Raw genomic sequence first — 18,183 nt, 5'->3', positions numbered from 1 at the left:
GAAATATGGTATACTGATAACAGTGTGAAATATTTCAATAAATTGGAGGTTGATAAAAAATGAGTAACGTATGGGAATATGATGATTTTATTTTTAAGGGTGACGAATTAAAAGGAATGACAAAACAAGGGAAAGACAAAGTAAAGATAGACGGTCTTACAGACATGGTAATTCCTGAATTAACTCCTGACGGATTGCCTGTAAAAAGTATCGGAGAAAATGCATTCTATAGACGTAAATTAACCTCAGTTGTAATTCCTGCTACAGTTGAATACATAGGTTACGATGCTTTCGGAGTATGTAGTCTAACAGAAGTAGAAATTCCTGATGCAGTTCATACAATTGACGGATTTGCATTCTACCGCAATAAATTGAAAAAAGTAAAATTAAGCAAAAACTTAAAAACAATTGGACCAAGTGCTTTTGCTTTGAATGAATTAGAAACAATTGATTTGCCGGAAGGATTAGAAGTAATTGACACTTCTTCTTTCTACAAAAATGCATTAACAGAAGTAAAAATTCCTACAACCGTGAAAAAAATCAATATGTACGCATTCTTAAAAAACAATATTCATACTGTAGATGTACCAAAAACAGTAGAAGAATTACACCATGCTGCATTTGAACCAAACACATCTGTTACATTAGTATAATCAGATACAACTACACCAAGTGGAGTGAAGCAATCACTCCACTTTTTTATGTCAAATTTTTCTTCTATTTCCTATCTTGTCTATTCCATACTTATATTTTATACTATCCTAACTTACTATCCTAACTTACTATCCTAACTTATTATCCTAACTTATTATCCTAACTTACTATCCTAACTTACTATCCTAACTTACTATCCTAACTTACTATCCCAACTTACTATCCTAACTTACTTACTCTTTTATACTATGTAATATTTTCTTATCCATGATACAAAAAAACGACCGGAGTTTTATCCCCCAATCGTTTCCTTGACGTTTCTTTTGCTTTCTTTTTTATTTCTAGTTTGTCTTTCTTTTTCTATTCTATTGTTCCGATTCTTAATTCTATTTTGTGATAGATAAGACAAAGAGCGAAACAATCCCATACAAGTTTTTCACTTCAAGCATACAAAACAATCTATTTACCTCTATTCTTGTGTTTCTTCATATTTTCTCATAGAATGAAGTGCTATCAACATCGTACTTGTATTATGGAGCAATGCTGTCGTTCTTGGCGTTACCATTCCAAATAACCCAAGCAACAAGAACATCGTATTACTTGCAACAATCGTTCTAAAATTATTGTGAATACGACGAAGCATTTGATTGCCCAATCGTTTTACATAAACAATATCGCCCAAATCATTCGACATAATAACAACATCAGACACCTCTCTTGCAATATCTGACGCATCTTTCATCGCAATCGACACATCTGCCATAGACAATGCAGGAGAATCGTTGATTCCATCTCCAACCATTGCAACAGGTGTCATTTCTTTGCGAATTTCCTCAATCAAATTCACCTTGTGTTCCGGCAACACTTGATATCGAAAATCATCTATTCCAAGCTCATTTGCAACATAAGTCGCTGCATTTTTGCCGTCTCCGGTAATCATCCATACCTTACTTACACCCTCAGACTTCAACGTTTCAATTACCTTTTTCGCTTCCGGTCTAGGAGGATCATCAATACAGATAAAACCTGCCAAATTTCCGTCTATTCCAAGATAAATCAGAGAAGAACGGTCTTGATAGCGTACCAAAACTTCTTTTTGTTCTTCCGTTATCAAAGTATTCTCATCTTCAAACACAAAATGTTGCGAGCCGATAATCGTCTTCTTACCATGCAAAGTAGTCGTGATTCCATGTGCCACCACATACTCCACCTCAGCGTGTTCTTCCTTATGATTTAGCCCCTCATCAAACGACTTTTGCACAATCGCCTTTGCCACACTATGAGGAAAATGCTCCTCAATACAAGCAGAAATTCTAAGCACCTCATCTCTTGTATACGGCTCAAACGCCACCACATCAGTAACAGTTGGAGAAGAAGAAGTCAGCGTTCCCGTTTTATCGAATACCACCACTTCACAATCCGACATAATCTCAAGATACTTTCCACCCTTTACCATAATATCGTGATTAGACGCTTGTTGAATCGCTGTAATAACCGAAATAGGAGTCGACAGCTTGATAACACAAGAATAATCTACCATTAATACAGACAATGCTTTCATTGGATTTCTTGTCAAAAGATACACCAATCCCGCTCCCAAAAAACTATACGGTGCAAGAGAATCTGCAGTATGTTCTGCTTTCGATTGAATCGACGCTTTTCGTTCTTCTCCCGAATCAATCAAATCCACAATCTTACTGATTCTACTATTCTTCGTAAGTTGTTCCACACGAACAACCAAATTGCCCTCCGAAATAACCGTCCCTGCATAAACAGACGCATACTCAGACTTTTCAGCAGGTACAGATTCGCCCGTCATAGACGATTCGTCTACCGTTGCAATTCCCTCTACCACCGTACCGTCTACCGGAATCATCATTCCCGTTTGCACAGCGATACAGTCACCAACCTCAACACTTCCAATCGGCACAAGAGAACGTTCCTCTCCGTCAACCCTCCATACCTTATCGACATGAACTGCCAAACTGTCGCTCAAATCCAAACGAACTCTATCCTTCGTATAAGTTTCCATAATTTCAGACAAAGACAACAACATCATAACAGAACTTGCAGTCGAATAAGAGCCTTGGAGTAGCGAAACCCCAATCGAAACAGCGTCCAACACCTCTACATTGACATTTCGATTCCAAAGACCATGAAGCCCTCTTCTAAAAAAAGGAAAATATTTTTTGATAATCATTACATTTCTAATTCCCGACGGAAATAGCATTCTCATTGCCAAACGGCGAAAAATCAAATCAAAAACATCATGCTCAAACTTCTCTTTCAACTCCCTTTGAGGAGAAAATTCCTCCTTTGGAAGTGCTACAATATCTTCTCTTTTTATATTTGCCAAATCACGGAGCAAAACCTCTTTGCAACTCTCCTCATATTCAAGCAAAATTGCCCCCGTTCGATAATTGACTCTCGCAGAAGAAGTATAAGGCAAATGATTTAACAACCTCTCCAGTCCGTATGCCTCTCCCTTTGAGAAACATCGTTTTGCAGTATGAATCCTCATTCGACCGGGAATACTATGAACAACTGTATATTTCATAGAATTACCTCACTTTTGCTTTCCTAAAATTCAACAACATCCTCATCTTCAAACAAACTGTCCATTGCATCTTTCTTGTACTCTTCTTGTGCTTCTGCGTACAAATCCTTAGCTTCCTCTTTCAAACCCTCATAACAATTTACAACATCATCTTGCAACTTCATTCCCTTAGACAATCCTGTTACAGCAATTTTTCTTACCTTTCCGTCTTTTGTAAGTGCAGTTCCAATCGCACTCAAAACTAATCCACCTACAAAATATGCCATTTTTTCTTTTCCAAAAAATCCTTTCATTTTACAAACCCCTTTCTTTTCTAAACATTCATTTTCAAATGATTGTTATTTCCCTACACAAAACTGGTTGTTCTCACAAAAACAAATTCAATTGAGAACATAAACACACTTTGTTTTTCATTAATACCCTTGTTTTTATCAATATAACACTAATATTTTTATCTGTCAAATATTTTGTTTTCAATCATTATCTTTTCAAAACACATGAAACACCAAAATATCAACACTTCTTCTCCTCATTATCAATTGAAATCAAAATAAGATTTTTATTTTCTCAAATTCTTATTTTCATACAGCAGTTCTATCTCAAACCTACCACACAGACAAAAAACTTTTTCTATTTTTCTCATATCCTCTTTATTAATCTTTCATCACACCTTATTTTAACAATTTATATCAAAACAGATTTTTATTTTTTTCACTTTCTTATTTTGATATCATAATTCCATTTCTATCTTCCTATTTCAAAAATCATTTCCTATTTCATAAATCATTTTTATTTTTTACCAATCGTTCTTTTTCTTTTTTTCATTCTGCCACAAATTCATCACTACATCTCCTAATTCTCCTTTTCTTCGTACAAGTTTGTCATTCTGATGCTTTTATGCTATAATTGTTGAGATAAAGAAAGAAAAACAAAAAAGCGCCTGAGCCTTTCCAATAAGAAAGGTTGACGAGGTATGGAATCATCGAAAGATTCGGCGGATATTCCATAGGTATCACAGCCTTAAAACAAGACAAAACACAGGAGTAATCTTTTGCACAAAACTTGTTCCGTGACTTTCTTTATCATCACATTTATTGTGTAAAGAAGAAAAAACAGAGTAACAAAAGAAAACCGATAGATCAAAAAGTAAGCAACCTATGAGATACCAACATCATAGGTAACAAAACTTCTTTTTATCGGTCATAGCAACTATAACACACTCTCTGACAAAGAGAATCCTATTTGTTGTCAAAGTTACTTCACTTTCTTTACAAAAAAACTATAGGGAGGTTTTACTATGTGTGGAATCGTGGGATATATTGGAAAATCCGACGGACAGAAATTTGTATTAGACGGATTGGAAAAATTGGAATATCGTGGATATGACTCCTCAGGAATCGTAACCGTATCCGATAACCAACTCCATTTAAAAAAAATGAAAGGTCGTTTGCAAGTGCTTCGTGACGAATTGGAACAACGTCCACTTCAAGGACATATTGCATTAGGACATACCCGTTGGGCAACTCACGGAGCACCGTCCGATGTCAATGCACATCCTCATACAGACGGAAAAAGTGAATTTGCCATTGTGCACAACGGAATCATCGAAAACTATATGGAGTTGAAAAAAGAATTGCAGGAAAAAGGACATCAATTTCTATCCGATACCGATACCGAAGTTATTGCACATCTTTTAGCAGAATATAATACAGGAAATCTATTAGACACCGTATACGAAGTCAAAAAACGTCTTCAAGGTGCCTATGCACTGGGTATCGTATCCAAACATGAACCGGATACCCTTATCGCAGTTAGAAAAGAAAGTCCTTTGATTATCGGAGTCGGAAAAGAAGAAAATTTCATCGCATCCGATATTCCGGCAATCTTAGAACATACTAGAGATGTTTACTTTATTGAAAATGGTGAAGTTGTTGTCCTAACCAAAGACAATGTTACCATCTTAGATGAAAACAGAAATACCGTAAAACGTGAACTGAAACATATCGACTGGGATATGGCAGCTGCAACCAAGGCAGGATATCCACATTTTATGTTAAAAGAAATTCACGAACAACCACAAGCAATTCGTGACACCGTAAAACATAGACTGCAACAAGACGGAACTGTATCTCTTGGAGAAGTAGCTTGGACAAAAGAACTGTTACAAGATATCCGCAAAATCTATATCGTAGCTTGTGGTACCGCATACAACGCAGGTAGGGTAGGTAAAGTCGCATTAGAACAATTGACAGGTATACCGGTAGAAACAGACCTTGCTTCCGAATTCCGTTATCGTGATCCATTTGTAGATGAACACACTCTGTTGATTTTAGTCAGTCAATCAGGAGAAACTGCAGATACCTTAGCAGCACTTCGTGAAGGAAAACGAAAAGGTGCACGTATCTTCTCCATTACCAATGTTATCGGCTCCTCCATCGCAAGAGAATCAGACGATGTATTCTATACATGGGCAGGTCCGGAAATTGCTGTTGCGTCAACCAAAGCATATACCACTCAGCTGGTTGCTTTCTATCTGATTGCAATGAATATGGCACTATTGCTCGGTAAAATACAAAGAAGAGAATATGATGGGCTTCTTACAGAAATTCTATCTCTTGCCGATAAAATCGAATTGATGTTAAAAAAAGAATCTGACATCAAACAGATTGCAGACAGTATCAAAGAAAAAAATGCAGTATTCTACTTAGGTAGAAATATGGACTATAACAGTGCCTTAGAAGGAGCTTTGAAACTAAAGGAAATCTCTTATATCTTTACCGAAGCTTTTGCTGCCGGAGAGTTAAAACACGGTACAATCGCATTGATAGAAGAAGGTACTCCGGTTATCACCATCGCAACGCAAACTGCACTTTTAGACAAAACATTCTCCAATATGCAAGAAGTGAAAGCAAGAGGAGCGCATCTGATTGCATTCACAAGAGAATCAGCAACTACTATCTGCAACGAAGCAGATGTCACTGTTACTATTCCGGAATGTTCGGATTTACTGATGCCTGTTGTAAGCATTATTCCGGCTCAGTTACTTGCATATTACACTTCAGTCCTAAAAGGAAACGATGTGGATAAACCTAGAAACCTTGCAAAATCCGTTACAGTAGAATAGTTTGGTTAAAATAAACCACAATTTATCCAAAATTTTACCACAAATATTCACAAAAAATAAAAAGTTATACACATAAAAACAAGAGTTATCCCCAAAAATAGTGGATAACTCTTGTTTTTTCTCGTATATTACAAAAAAATCTCACTTTTTCTTTCGAATGCACGCTATTTTTTTAATCCGTCCATAATATCAACCAACTTTTCAAACATTCCTTCCTCATATGGAGAATGTCCTGCTGCATCAACAAAAGTCAAGTTTGAATGTTCTAATGCACGATGCAATTCATAAGCACCGATTGGTCGACAATCCACATCATACCTTCCATGAACAATATAAGTCGGTATCTGTTTGATTTTATTGATATGGTTTAAGATATAGTTATCCTCTTCCCAGTGCATTTCATTCACGAAATAATGGCACTCCAATCGTGCAAGCGAAACATCATCCTCGGTACACTCTGTAGGTAAATCCGTTGGTGGAAGAAGTGTAATCACACTTCTTTCCCAATGACTCCAATGTTTTGCAGCCTCTCTACGCACTTCTTCTTCTTCACTTGTCAATTTCTCATAATATGCTCTCATCAAATCATCACGTTTATCTTCTTCAATATGATTTTTGAACGCTTCAAATACATCAGGAAATAAATACGAAGCGCCTTCTTGATACAACCATTTTGTATCTTCTCTTCTTGCCAAAAAAATTCCTCTTAAAATCAAAGCTTTTACTCTATTCGGATAATGAATTGCATAAGTCAATGCCAAAGTTGAACCGAAACTTCCTCCAAATACAAACCAATACTCTATCCCCAAAAAAGTCCGAATTTTTTCAATATCTTCAACCAAATGAAAAATAGTATTATCTCGTAAATCTGCAAACGGTCTACTTTTTCCACAACCTCTTTGATCAAATAAAATAATGCGATAATAGTTTGGATCAAAAAAAGTTCTTGCCTTCTCTGTAATACATGAACCGGGACCACCATGTAAAAAGATAACCGGCACTCCATCAGACTTTCCACATTCTTCAACATATAGAGTATGCACATCACTTACCTTTAAATCATATGTTTCCCTCACCAATTGATTTTCATATCCTGCCATAAATACTCCTCCTTATTCTTTCTTACAAAATATATTTTTCCATTCAAAATAAAAATCGTATCCCTAAGAATATCTCTGTCAAAACAGTACTCTTCGTACAGAATTTGTCTATATACTGAGTTGCAGCACAGTTTTTAATTGTATTCTGCTTTTACATTACTTTTGTCTACACACTACCTTTATCACTGATTTTGTCTATATAATGACTTTCAGTACAGTTTTTATCTGTATTCTGTTTTTACATTACTTTTGTCTACACACTACCTTTATCACTGATTTTGTCCATATAATGACTTTCAGCACAGTTTTTATCTGTATTCTGCTTTTACATTACTTTTGTCTACACACTGCCTTTATCACTGATTTTGTCCATATAATGACTTTCAGTACAGTTTTTATTTGTATTCTTCTTTTAGCATTACTTTCGTCTAGATAATACCTTTATCATAACTGATTTTGTCCATATACTGACTTTCAGCACAGTTTTTATTTGTATTCTGCTTTTACATTACTTTCGTCTAGATAATACCTTTATCATAACTGATTTTGTCCATATAATGACTTTCAGTACAGTTTTTAATTGTATTCTGCTTTTACATTACTTTTGTCTACACACTGCCTTTATCACTGATTTTGTCCATATAATGACTCTCAGCACAGTTTTTATTTGTATTCTGTTTGTACATTACTTTCGTCTACATACTGCCTTTATCACTGATTTTGTCTATATAATGACTTTCAGCACAGTTTTTATTTGTATTCTGCTTTTACATTACTTTCGTCTACATACTGCCTTTATCACTAATTTTGTCCATATAATGACTTTCAGTACAGTTTTTATTTGTATTCTGCTTTTATATTACTTTCGTCTAGATAATACCTTTATCATAACTGATTTTACTCATATACTGACTTTCAGCACAGTTTTTATCTGTATTATGCTTTTAACATTACTTTCGTCTACACACTGCCTTTATCACTTTTTTGTCTATATACTGACTTTCAGTACAGTTTTTATCTGTATTCTGTTTTTACATTACTTTCTACACACTGCCTTTATCACTGTCTTAACTCATTTTTTTCTGTACTAAACTATAACTTTTATCGATTAAATCAAACAGAACCTCATCGTCTAACGAATCATTCAGACAAATTGTATACCAATGTTTTTTGTTCATGTGATACCCACCAAAAAAAATATCATTATCAAGTCTTTTTTCAATGTCCTCCGGTGTATCCTTCAAATTTATAATCTCTATCATTTCATCTCCGACTAATCCTAATTTTTTTCGTTCAACAGTTAACATCACTGCCATCCATTTTTTTGTCTTATTCAGACGAAATGCACAATTTAGACTGTTCTTCCACAGGAATTCAGGCTCTATTTGGTATTCTTTCTTCAAATAAGAAATCACCCTATTTGTCTGTTCTCCTTGTAAAACGGAAGTATCAAAACAAGTATTTGCTACTCTTGACAACACATCTTCACAAGCTATCGTTACCTCAGCTAAGAACGTTCCAGTTGCAGTTTTTACCTTTATCAACATATATTCTTCATTTGTATCTACTTCAAATAATTGATAGACGATATGACTGTCCTTGTCAATTTCAAGCTCTAAGCGAAATTGGTCTTTTAGTATCAAAAAAGAGCGTCTATACGCACCTTTCGTATAGATAAAACCATTTGATACCAACTTCTCGAAATTCGCCTTTTTATATCGAAATATCATTTCTATATCAATCAATCTACCGCCTCCTTGCCTTTCTTTGTTAGGAATCTATTAGCTTGCAACCTCATATTAGTTATTTCGTGTTTATTTCACTATGTTAGTTATCTTGTGTAGTTTCTTTGTGTTAGTTTCCTTGTGTTTGTTTCCCTACGTTAGTTATCTTGTGTTTGTTTCCCTACGTTAGTTATCTTGTATTTGTTTCTCTACGTTAGTTATCTTATTTTGTTTTCTCTATATTAGTTATTTCGTGTTTATTTTCCTATGTTAGTTATCTCATGAAGTTTCCTTGTGTTTGTTTTCCTATGTTAGTTATCTCATGAAGTTTCCTTGTGTTTGTTTCCCTACATTAGTTATCTCGTGCAGTTTCCTTGTGTTTGTTTTCCTATGTTAGTTATCTTGTGTAGTTTCCTTGTGTTAGTTATCTTGTTTGTTTTCTCTATGTTAGTTATCTTATATTAGTTTGATATTGTACTTACTAACAATAGTATATATCATTTGGTCTGTTCAACAATGTTCTTTTTATTTTTTGTATGTAAAAAGAGAGAAGATTGCTCTTCTCTCTTCTTGTTTATCCTTATTTCAAAGTCAATTTGAAAGTATTACTTAAATTAAGCTTGTGGTTTAACTTCAGGTTTTACTTCTGGTTTAACTTCTTCAGCTGGTTTAACAGCTTCTTTTTTAGGATAGATTGTTACTTGTCTTGTAGCTGCACTGTATGTGTAGTCATAATCTCTTGTTAATCCAAATGCATCTCCTACAGAAGAAACTGGAATGAACATTCTGTCAGCTTTAACTGTAGCTTTTGTTGTCATTGGATATTGGTTTCCGTTTTTGTAAAGAACTTTTGCATTTTGAGTAACAGATACTACGATGTCTCCATCGATAAATGTAGCTGTCAAGTTATCTTGGTTCCATACTACGTCTACTCCCAATGCTTCAGCGATTGCTCTAACTGGTAACATTGTGTAGTTATCTTGTGTGAATACTGGTGTATCTAATTTCATAGCAACGCCTTCTACAGTGTAGTCAGCAGATCCTAATGTGAATACAGTTGTTTTCTTAACTTTGCTTACTTTGTCAACTACTTTGATGAAGTCAGCTTTGTTAATTGTCAATAATTCATATACATCTCTTTTTTCTACTAAAAGAGCTTTTCCACGTTCGTTACCTGTGTAAGCGTTATCAGCAACTTTAGCGAATGTTAATTGGTGATTTCCGAATGGTAAAGAACGATTAGATACTATTTCAACATCTTTCAATGTGATTGTTGCAGGAGCGTCTTTTTTAGATCTTGTATCTACTGTGAAGTATAGAGTAGAGTATTTTTTGTCTACTGTTAAGTCTTTTACTTTGATTCCTTCAGCTTCAAGTTTACCTTTTGCGTCAAATTTAACGTCATCAGCAAATTTTAATCCTGTCAATGTTACAGCATATCTTTGTCCTGGTTTTAATGCAGTAGCTTTAGTTTCTTTGATTACGATATCGTTAACAAGAACTCTAGCGTCTCCACCAAGAACTTCTTTTTGTGCTACTGACATTTTAGCAACCGGTTGTACTTTTAATACTACTAGAGAAAGATCATCCATTCCTCTACCTTTTGCTTTTAATACTACTTCTCCGTCTTTATCCCAATCAGGAGTAAGTTCTAATTTTAATTTCAATTCTTTTCCAGCGTTTACAGCTGTAAATTCATCAACTGGTTTAGCAGGTGTTCCTGCAGTAACTCCACCAGTAACAACAGCTTTTCCACCTTCTAATTCAAAGTCAACATATTTTGGAAGGTCAGCTTTGTCAGATGTTTTAACAACTAATTCAACTTTGTAAGAATCTCCATTAGCTAATACTTCTTGAAGAGCTTTTTTCAATTCCATTTTTACTGCGTAGTCTACATATTCAGCAACTACTACAGATTCATAGTCTTCACCTTTTTTAACGTCTACTTCAACGTCACCAACTGATGTTCCTTTTGGAACTACGAATGAAGGTGTTACAAATACTCTTCCGTTTGCAGGAATTGTAAATTTAACTTTGTTTTCAACGTTGTTTCCAGAAGCATCTGTTACATAAGCAACTGCTGCTGTTGGGAATACTTTTGTATCAGTTGTATTCCATACAAAGTCAGAAGGTAATGTCAAAACTACAGGTTGTGGAGCAGCTTTGCTGTTTATAACTTCAAATCTAGCACCTGTGTAAAGGCCTCTTCCAACTGCTTTTTTAGTTTCTGTAGCTTTTACGAAAGTTCCTTCAGTTGTAACTAATTTAGCATATTTTCTAACGTATTTGCTAAGACCGATTCCGCTTAAGTCATAAGCTACTTCATATTCTCCGTCTTTTGCTCCGTCGAATTTTACTTTTCCTGTAACGGTAAGTTTGTCTCCAGCTGCCGGTACTGTAGTTACGTTAAGAGTAGCATAAGAACCGTCGATGTTAAGGTTTCCAGCTGCAACTGAGTAACTTGTAGATCCGATTGTTGCAACAAAGCTTGCAGGATCAACTACTGCTCCACCGTTTTTGTCGTATTCTACGTCTTCTCCCAATAATTGAACTGTTACTGTACCTGGTCTTAATGCAGCTACGTCTACAGCTTGGAATTCAAATTCTCCTGAGAATGTCGCTTTTCCGTCATTTTCTTCTACATTTGCAATAGAGCTGTATTCAGTCTTTAATGCAAATGTGTTTACTGGAGCCAATGTTAATACCATTAACCCAGCTACTGCTAAAGAAAGTTTTTTCTTCATAGTATGTTCCTCCTAAATATAATATAAAATTTGAAGGGAATCGGTCCCTCCGACCTTTGGTACACTATGCTGAATTCATCTTGACTCTCATCCTATCCGTATCTCTGATACTGAACTTGATATTATTGTTACAAGAATGAATTGTATGCGATGCACCGAACTCTTTTCTTGTGAACATCATACCATCTCTTATCAAAAAGTGGAATAGCTTGAGCCAAAATGTAATATAGCTGTAATGCACTCCATCTGCCATCAACGCTCTGTAGAAACTCTGCTACTAACAACTAGGGATTCGATTGCCGTATTTGATGGAGAATACAGTATCTTGTCCTTATGTCTGTAGCATTGCTTTTTACAGAAGTGAAAAGCTAAATTTCATTGAAAGTAGTATTGTGAAATAGAATCTTTTATATGATGTGTCCTCGCACGAATCATATATCTTATAATCATATATGATTTTGATGGCATTTGCACAATGACAATCATATTGATTATATCTGACAATAATCTATCTCCTATGAAATTTATAGCTATATGTTACACTATTTTTTTCGAATTGTCTATTACAAAATCATTTCAATTTTATTTTTCCTCTGTTACACCGATAAAAAAGAATTCCTTTGAAGAACATAAGTTAATCCTACTTCTCTCTGCTTTTTAGATTTTTACCATGGATATAGGATATTTAACGATGCATATAACAAGGTTTTTTTCTGATAAAATATGCATTTTACAAACGTTTTGGCATTTCTTTTCATTTATTTTCATCTTGTTTGTGTTATGATATTATTCGGTCATAGTATTTCCTCTGCAATGTCGTTATCTTGGTAAAGCCCGTTTTTGCAAAGGATAAAAAAGATTCAAACTCTATTTTTTATGTGCTGATTCTTTCTGTTCCCACACTTTTTTTACAATTATGATGTGTTATGGATGTTTTGTTTCTTGGTCTAAGATAGGGAAGTATGCACTATCTCTTCATTTCCGACATTTCATAGAATGATTTTTAGTACAATATTTAGAACCTGTTTTAGAATATGTTAGTATTAGATTCGGTTTTAGATTGTTTTTTGTTTTTTTTAATTTTCCTTATTTATAAGGAATTACATTTAGGAAATCTAATTTTTGATGATTGCTTATATTACTTTGTTTTACTTTTTATGACGTACTTCCTATCTTGCGTTCAACATACTTTCCATCTATCTTACTTTCTCCACCATTATTTTCTTTTTTTTGATGGATTAACACTTTCAACAGACGATTTATCCCAAGTTTTATTCTGTGTTAACGGACAAGAATCCTTGTTCTTTAGAAGTTTTGACGGTTTCAATGATATTTTAAATTTTGTGTGGTATAATAAAATCCTTAATGAATTTTCATTTTTTCTTTTTATTGTGAAGGATTCATCCTCTTAGGAAGACAGATGTCAGTACCATTCCCGGTACAAACCTTTTACGAACAGATTTGATATCACGTCTTATTTCGTTCCACAAACGATAGAAAAATCAATAGAGTGGGGGACATACAAAACATATACAGCGTTTTTAAGAATTTATTGGAAATAAATTTACTCTATATATAACGGCTTCTATTTAGGAAGATTTCTATTCAGAATGACACTTTTTTATGAACTGTAGATTTCAACATTCAGGAAAGAAGTTAGGATGAAATGAAACATAGATGATGGTACAATGGAGTTTATTTGTTAGAAGACGATAAATCGTTTTTCCAAGTAAGGTATTTATATTTGAAGTATATTTACTTGTAATTACATTCTACAATAGATTGGATTTCTTTCACTTATATTATCTCTGAAAAATTCATTGGAAAGAAGAACCTTTCCATCACTTTTTGGATGGAATATGATATAAAAGAGTTTGTATGACAGATATGGGAGTAGCGAAATGAAAATTGTGAATTTAAACCAGTTGAACCAACAACAGGAAATTCCTAAAATTACATATCGCCCGTTCAAAACTTATCGGGATTTTATTTATTTGGAGAAGGTTGCCTCTTCTTTGGAACAGGAGTGGACAGAGGGAATTTTTGAATTTTCTCTTGAGTCAAATGAGATGGTTCGTATTGATGTAGGCCCACAAGTGAAAGATCCTTTTCTGTTTGATATGGAAATTCCGTTTACTTTGTCGGATATTGAAAAGATGTCGAAACATAATCGAATCTACTATTCTTTGGTGAGTCAAATGAATGATGAAATTATTTTGTCGTTCTATGAGATTGATTTGGATACTCGCAAACAACTGTTGGTGCTTTCGTTTTCCTATGGTGTTTCTGAATTTGACTATCTTGGAATGGAATTGCTTTCTGAAGGATTTTTTCTTTTCCGTCTATCTGATACTTCACCACAAAGTGGAGGAGCAGAATCAGTCTATTTGGTAGATGTGTCTGAGCAATCGTACTATTTGGTGAAAGATTCTATTCTTTGTATGACGTTTGGAGAAAAATCGGTGTTTGAAAGTAAGAAGGGACGTTTTTTACTGATAGAGGAATGCTATCTTTCCGAAGAAGAACAGTTTGATTTATTGACATCTCATGATTTGGAACTTGCCATTGATATTCCAAATGGAATGACGGAGGATTTTGTTCATCAAAATTCGATTCTTCTCATAGATTTCGATTTGTTTTTGAATGAAGTGAAGTCAGGAAAGGAATCTCTCTCCTATCAAACATTGGACAGTATTTTTATGGATGGTTCCATCCGTCTGATTGGCGAAAACCAAAAATCTTTTTATTATAGACAGAGAGTCTATGATTTTGTGCTGAAAAGTAAGAATGATTTTATGTCCAGAATGATGATGGGGCATGAGGTGATTGTGGAGTTGAACAAGAACTCATTGAATACGCGTGTGGTAGCAAAGGAGCGATACCCAAACAGGCTTGTTGTCAATGATCATGGCTTGTTTCAGGTGATACAAAAAGAAGATTGTATTGAGATTGTCTCATTGATTCGCCACAAGACGATTGTTCACTACCAAAAACATCCCGGCTTGTATGATTCGGAAGAATTTGTAGAGTTGGCAAATGAAATTTTGATGATTCAATGTCAATCAAAGATTCATCCTTTGCAAGAATATATCAAATTGGTAGACATTACAAATAAAAATGAAATCATCTCTATTGCAAGAGATTTCTTCGTACTGGGAGATACTATTTTCACCGTTTAAATGAATACCTCAGTACTTGGATGATGTTATCTTTTGATATGGTTCCTATATCATGGACCCATTTGAAAGAATTTTAAATTTTGATATGTATAACAAAACATAAATAGATACTTGATGAGATGGTAGAGAGATTGCTTTGGTTGATTCAGACGAGCTCTCTACTTTTTTATCTTATTTTTCTGTTATCATCGGTTTGATTTATGATTTTAGTCTGTTTCGGCAACAGTCAGATGATGTTTCTATCATTCTGTTTCAATTGTCACTCTCTCATTTTATGTCGTCAATAGACATAACTTCTTATCTTCGGTTTCTTCCTATCAAAAATATTGTGTTGTTACAGATACAAACTCATTCTTGCCCGGAGAAGGGATTACTTTTTTTCTTTCCGTGTAGATTTTGGAAAAAAATATATTCTATAAGGTTATCTTCTTATCAAAAGGAACTGTTTTCGTTCATTTGATGGAGACAATGAGCTGTTTTACAAAAAAATAAACACTTCAAACAGACCGGATACTGTTGTAAAGTTAAGAATTTCACAACTGTTACCGGTTTGTTCAAAGTGTTTTTGTTTTTTCTATTAACGATATGGTTCTACACGAGGTTTTCTTACCAATTGTTCATTTACCTCATCCATCAATTCGGTGGAAATCGTGTTTAACATTTCTTCTAATTTTTCAACATCTTCTTTTGGAAAGCGTTTTGCAATTCTGTCAGAAACTACTTCCAAATATTCGTAGTTCACCCCATAGTATTGTCTGAACTTATCTGTTACTTCCAAATGAATTTTTCTCTTGTCCAATTCTGACGGTATTTTTTTTACAAATCCTTTTTTGACAAGGTTTCCTACTTTATAGGCAACATTCGGTTGAGATACTCCCGTAAAACGGGATACTTCGTTTACCGTAGGGCGATCTAATGCATAGATCAACTCTACAAAGAATGTTTCTATTGTAGTTAGAGTGTCCTCTTTTTTTTGCAATGAATAAAATACTTTTCGATAGAAATTCAATTTAAATCGATAATATACATGACTTAAGCCTTCTCCTACCATATTCTTGTCCCCTTTTCTCTCTTATGTGCTTGATTGCAACATTTAAAATCATGTAAGTCAATTTTGTTCACTTGGATTGTCAGTAGAGGGAGGTTGTCCTTATTTATTCTCAGCTATCTGTTTTCTGTGATTCAAAATTCCTCCTTCATAGTATCCTACTTTCGATAAAAAAACAAGTGTTATTTCAGGACACAAACGGCTTTTGTCTTTTTTTTCTGAAACTTCTGCTAATTCTATTCGAGTTCTATCTCTGTTTATTGGATTCTGAAAGACCGGTTAACAGTACATTAAAGCCTCTGTGTTCTTCATCAACATGATTTTTCTGCAATAATTTCACATTGTGGAATTTTTTGTGCTTTACATCATACACCTTTTCTATTATTTTTTCAAGTGCATATTTAAAATTATTTGACCATTGCTGATTGTCATAACATTGACCGGAACATGGTCCTGTTCTTCTACAACAATAATATCTGCCAGCTTTCCTTCTGCAATTTCTCCTTTATTGTATAGATTCAGAGCTTGCGAAGGATTGAACGTACCCATTCGAACTGCCTCAGCCAATCCGATTTCTTCTGCCATAATGAAGATGGATTCCAGCAGGTTTTCTACTTTCTTGTTTGCTGTCACGACACTGTAACTTCCTCTTGTAATACCGGCAGAATAATCGGTCATCTGTTCCAAATCCCACAAGTTGTTAATATCGATTGTAGCGTGTTTTTCGTTTTGTTGAATATAATCTAATGCTTCTTTCTCAAAAGAGTCTAATATAATCGGTATGTTCATCTGATAATTTGTTTGAAGATCTCTTGAAATTCGATAATCTGTTGTCGCTACAGGTACTTTGGCGCCATACACGTACTTGAGTCTAAGGCTTAACTCTTCCAATTTAATCTGTTCACGCTGTTTTTCGATACGATTTAAGATTTTCCACGTGAATGAGTCGCTAAATTGAAATTTGTCTTTAATATATTGGAAACAGTATTCATGACGATATCGATCTTCTTCGTTGTTTGAAACATAGGTAATCATATCAACCAACTTTTTGTTGAGCAATTCCCATATAAAGTCGATATGTTGGATACTGCCAAGTTGAAATTTCAGATGGACACAATGGTCGATAAGATGATTCTTCCGTTCATCATCCTTCAAAAATTGAAGTTCTTCCAGTGCATCCTGTTCGCTATGTTCTTCTAAAAATCGGTTCATACTGATACAGTGATATATCGTGGTTACACCTGAAAATACATTAAGCCGTTCAATTTGGCTGAATGCTTTTTGTTTCGGAAACGGACTGAAGTAGGGACTATATTCCTCTTGAATAAAATCATCATTTTGGATATTGATCAATCCGGGCATAACGATTTTACCGGTACAATCGATATAGTCTGTTTCCGGTTTTTGTCCTATATGAATGGATTGTATGATGCCTTCGTTTATCTCTAAATATCCTTCGACGACGTTGTCTTTGAGTACGATTCTGTCACTGTATAATTTCATAGCGCTCTATTCACTCCAAACTTCCCGTTACTGCTGGTACCACAACTGTTTGCCGGTTCTGATTCCATCAAGTTCTATCTGTATCTTTCACTCTATTCCTCAAGCTTCGTTGTTGTAGTGTCGTTATTGAATTCAAATTTCACTACAGTCAAGTTATACCATTATATCATATATCTATTGTTTGTGGCACAATTTGTATTTTTTTATATCATTCATTTCTGTACTGATTGCAAATTTTAAAAAAGATTGCAAATGTACCAATTTTTGGAAAAGAAGATGTACTAAAAACCATACTTTGACGTAATAGCTTTTCGATACTTTTTTTGATAACTAGAAACTGAAAATTTCAAGTTGAATGATACTATACTGAACTATCCTAAATAGAGGATTTTATCTACTACAGAGATATGATTGTTATACTGTCTTTGTTCATTGATTTTCATATAGAGTATTAGAAATCAGGTGTTTCAAGAAAAAAATAAACTCTTATGACTTGATTAACTTTATGCGTGATTTTAAGGTGGTAAATAAAGGTGATAATACATATATC

Annotated in this window: 11 protein-coding genes; 3 read left to right on the top strand and 8 right to left on the bottom strand. The window is 34.3% G+C overall.

Annotation, left to right across the window (positions count from 1 at the left end; translation table 11 throughout):
- Positions 1 to 59 precede the first annotated feature (59 nt).
- Positions 60 to 653 (top strand): leucine-rich repeat domain-containing protein, encoded by a 594-nt coding sequence (locus tag ACO5GE_RS00960; RefSeq protein WP_484829052.1) that lies wholly within the window; start codon positions 60 to 62, stop codon positions 651 to 653.
- 470 nt (positions 654 to 1,123) lie between these two features.
- Here the strand turns inward: ACO5GE_RS00960 and ACO5GE_RS00955 are convergent, their stop codons facing one another.
- Complete coding sequence (locus ACO5GE_RS00955) at positions 1,124 to 3,211, bottom strand: heavy metal translocating P-type ATPase (RefSeq protein WP_484829051.1); 2,088 nt, start codon at positions 3,209 to 3,211, stop codon at positions 1,124 to 1,126.
- Positions 3,212 to 3,234: 23 nt separating this feature from the next.
- Complete coding sequence (locus tag ACO5GE_RS00950) at positions 3,235 to 3,504, bottom strand: hypothetical protein (RefSeq protein WP_484829050.1); 270 nt, start codon at positions 3,502 to 3,504, stop codon at positions 3,235 to 3,237.
- Between the two features lie 1,004 nt (positions 3,505 to 4,508).
- Between ACO5GE_RS00950 and glmS the strand changes: the two genes are divergently transcribed.
- Positions 4,509 to 6,335, top strand: coding sequence for a glutamine--fructose-6-phosphate transaminase (isomerizing) (glmS, locus tag ACO5GE_RS00945; protein WP_484829049.1), 1,827 nt, complete (start codon positions 4,509 to 4,511; stop codon positions 6,333 to 6,335).
- Between the two features lie 164 nt (positions 6,336 to 6,499).
- Here the strand turns inward: glmS and pip are convergent, their stop codons facing one another.
- From pip to ACO5GE_RS00925, 4 genes are all read right to left on the bottom strand, one after another.
- Complete coding sequence (pip, locus tag ACO5GE_RS00940; RefSeq protein ID WP_484829048.1) at positions 6,500 to 7,435, bottom strand: prolyl aminopeptidase; 936 nt, start codon at positions 7,433 to 7,435, stop codon at positions 6,500 to 6,502.
- 1,067 nt (positions 7,436 to 8,502) lie between these two features.
- On the bottom strand, positions 8,503 to 9,180 hold the full coding sequence (locus ACO5GE_RS00935; RefSeq protein ID WP_484829047.1) for an MmcQ/YjbR family DNA-binding protein: 678 nt from the start codon (positions 9,178 to 9,180) through the stop codon (positions 8,503 to 8,505).
- Positions 9,181 to 9,773: 593 nt separating this feature from the next.
- Positions 9,774 to 11,903, bottom strand: coding sequence for a copper amine oxidase N-terminal domain-containing protein (locus ACO5GE_RS00930; RefSeq protein WP_484829046.1), 2,130 nt, complete (start codon positions 11,901 to 11,903; stop codon positions 9,774 to 9,776).
- A gap of 64 nt (positions 11,904 to 11,967) precedes the next feature.
- Complete coding sequence (locus tag ACO5GE_RS00925) at positions 11,968 to 12,156, bottom strand: hypothetical protein (RefSeq protein ID WP_484829045.1); 189 nt, start codon at positions 12,154 to 12,156, stop codon at positions 11,968 to 11,970.
- A 1,648-nt stretch (positions 12,157 to 13,804) separates the two neighbouring features.
- Between ACO5GE_RS00925 and ACO5GE_RS00920 the strand changes: the two genes are divergently transcribed.
- Positions 13,805 to 15,082, top strand: coding sequence for a hypothetical protein (locus tag ACO5GE_RS00920; protein WP_484829044.1), 1,278 nt, complete (start codon positions 13,805 to 13,807; stop codon positions 15,080 to 15,082).
- A gap of 577 nt (positions 15,083 to 15,659) precedes the next feature.
- On the opposite strand, the gene ACO5GE_RS00915 is transcribed toward ACO5GE_RS00920, so the two are convergent.
- Positions 15,660 to 16,133 (bottom strand): MarR family winged helix-turn-helix transcriptional regulator, encoded by a 474-nt coding sequence (locus ACO5GE_RS00915; RefSeq protein WP_484829043.1) that lies wholly within the window; start codon positions 16,131 to 16,133, stop codon positions 15,660 to 15,662.
- A gap of 378 nt (positions 16,134 to 16,511) precedes the next feature.
- On the bottom strand, positions 16,512 to 17,633 hold the full coding sequence (locus ACO5GE_RS00910) for an amidohydrolase family protein (protein WP_484829042.1): 1,122 nt from the start codon (positions 17,631 to 17,633) through the stop codon (positions 16,512 to 16,514).
- Between the last annotated feature and the right edge of the window lie 550 nt (positions 17,634 to 18,183).

This window comes from Filifactor sp. (assembly GCF_057248345.1).
The sequence above is the reverse complement of the archived record's forward strand: the minus strand, read 5'-3'. Positions and strand labels throughout refer to the sequence as shown.

Coding starts and splice junctions, on each gene's coding strand:
- ACO5GE_RS00925 (WP_484829045.1), bottom strand. CDS start 12,156: ATGGCAGATGGAGTGCATTACAGCTATATTACATTTTGGCTCAAGCTA.
- ACO5GE_RS00955 (WP_484829051.1), bottom strand. CDS start 3,211: ATGAAATATACAGTTGTTCATAGTATTCCCGGTCGAATGAGGATTCAT.
- ACO5GE_RS00910 (WP_484829042.1), bottom strand. CDS start 17,633: ATGAAATTATACAGTGACAGAATCGTACTCAAAGACAACGTCGTCGAA.
- ACO5GE_RS00950 (WP_484829050.1), bottom strand. CDS start 3,504: ATGAAAGGATTTTTTGGAAAAGAAAAAATGGCATATTTTGTAGGTGGA.
- ACO5GE_RS00960 (WP_484829052.1), top strand. CDS start 60: ATGAGTAACGTATGGGAATATGATGATTTTATTTTTAAGGGTGACGAA.
- glmS (WP_484829049.1), top strand. CDS start 4,509: ATGTGTGGAATCGTGGGATATATTGGAAAATCCGACGGACAGAAATTT.
- ACO5GE_RS00915 (WP_484829043.1), bottom strand. CDS start 16,133: ATGGTAGGAGAAGGCTTAAGTCATGTATATTATCGATTTAAATTGAAT.
- ACO5GE_RS00930 (WP_484829046.1), bottom strand. CDS start 11,903: ATGAAGAAAAAACTTTCTTTAGCAGTAGCTGGGTTAATGGTATTAACA.
- ACO5GE_RS00920 (WP_484829044.1), top strand. CDS start 13,805: ATGAAAATTGTGAATTTAAACCAGTTGAACCAACAACAGGAAATTCCT.
- pip (WP_484829048.1), bottom strand. CDS start 7,435: ATGGCAGGATATGAAAATCAATTGGTGAGGGAAACATATGATTTAAAG.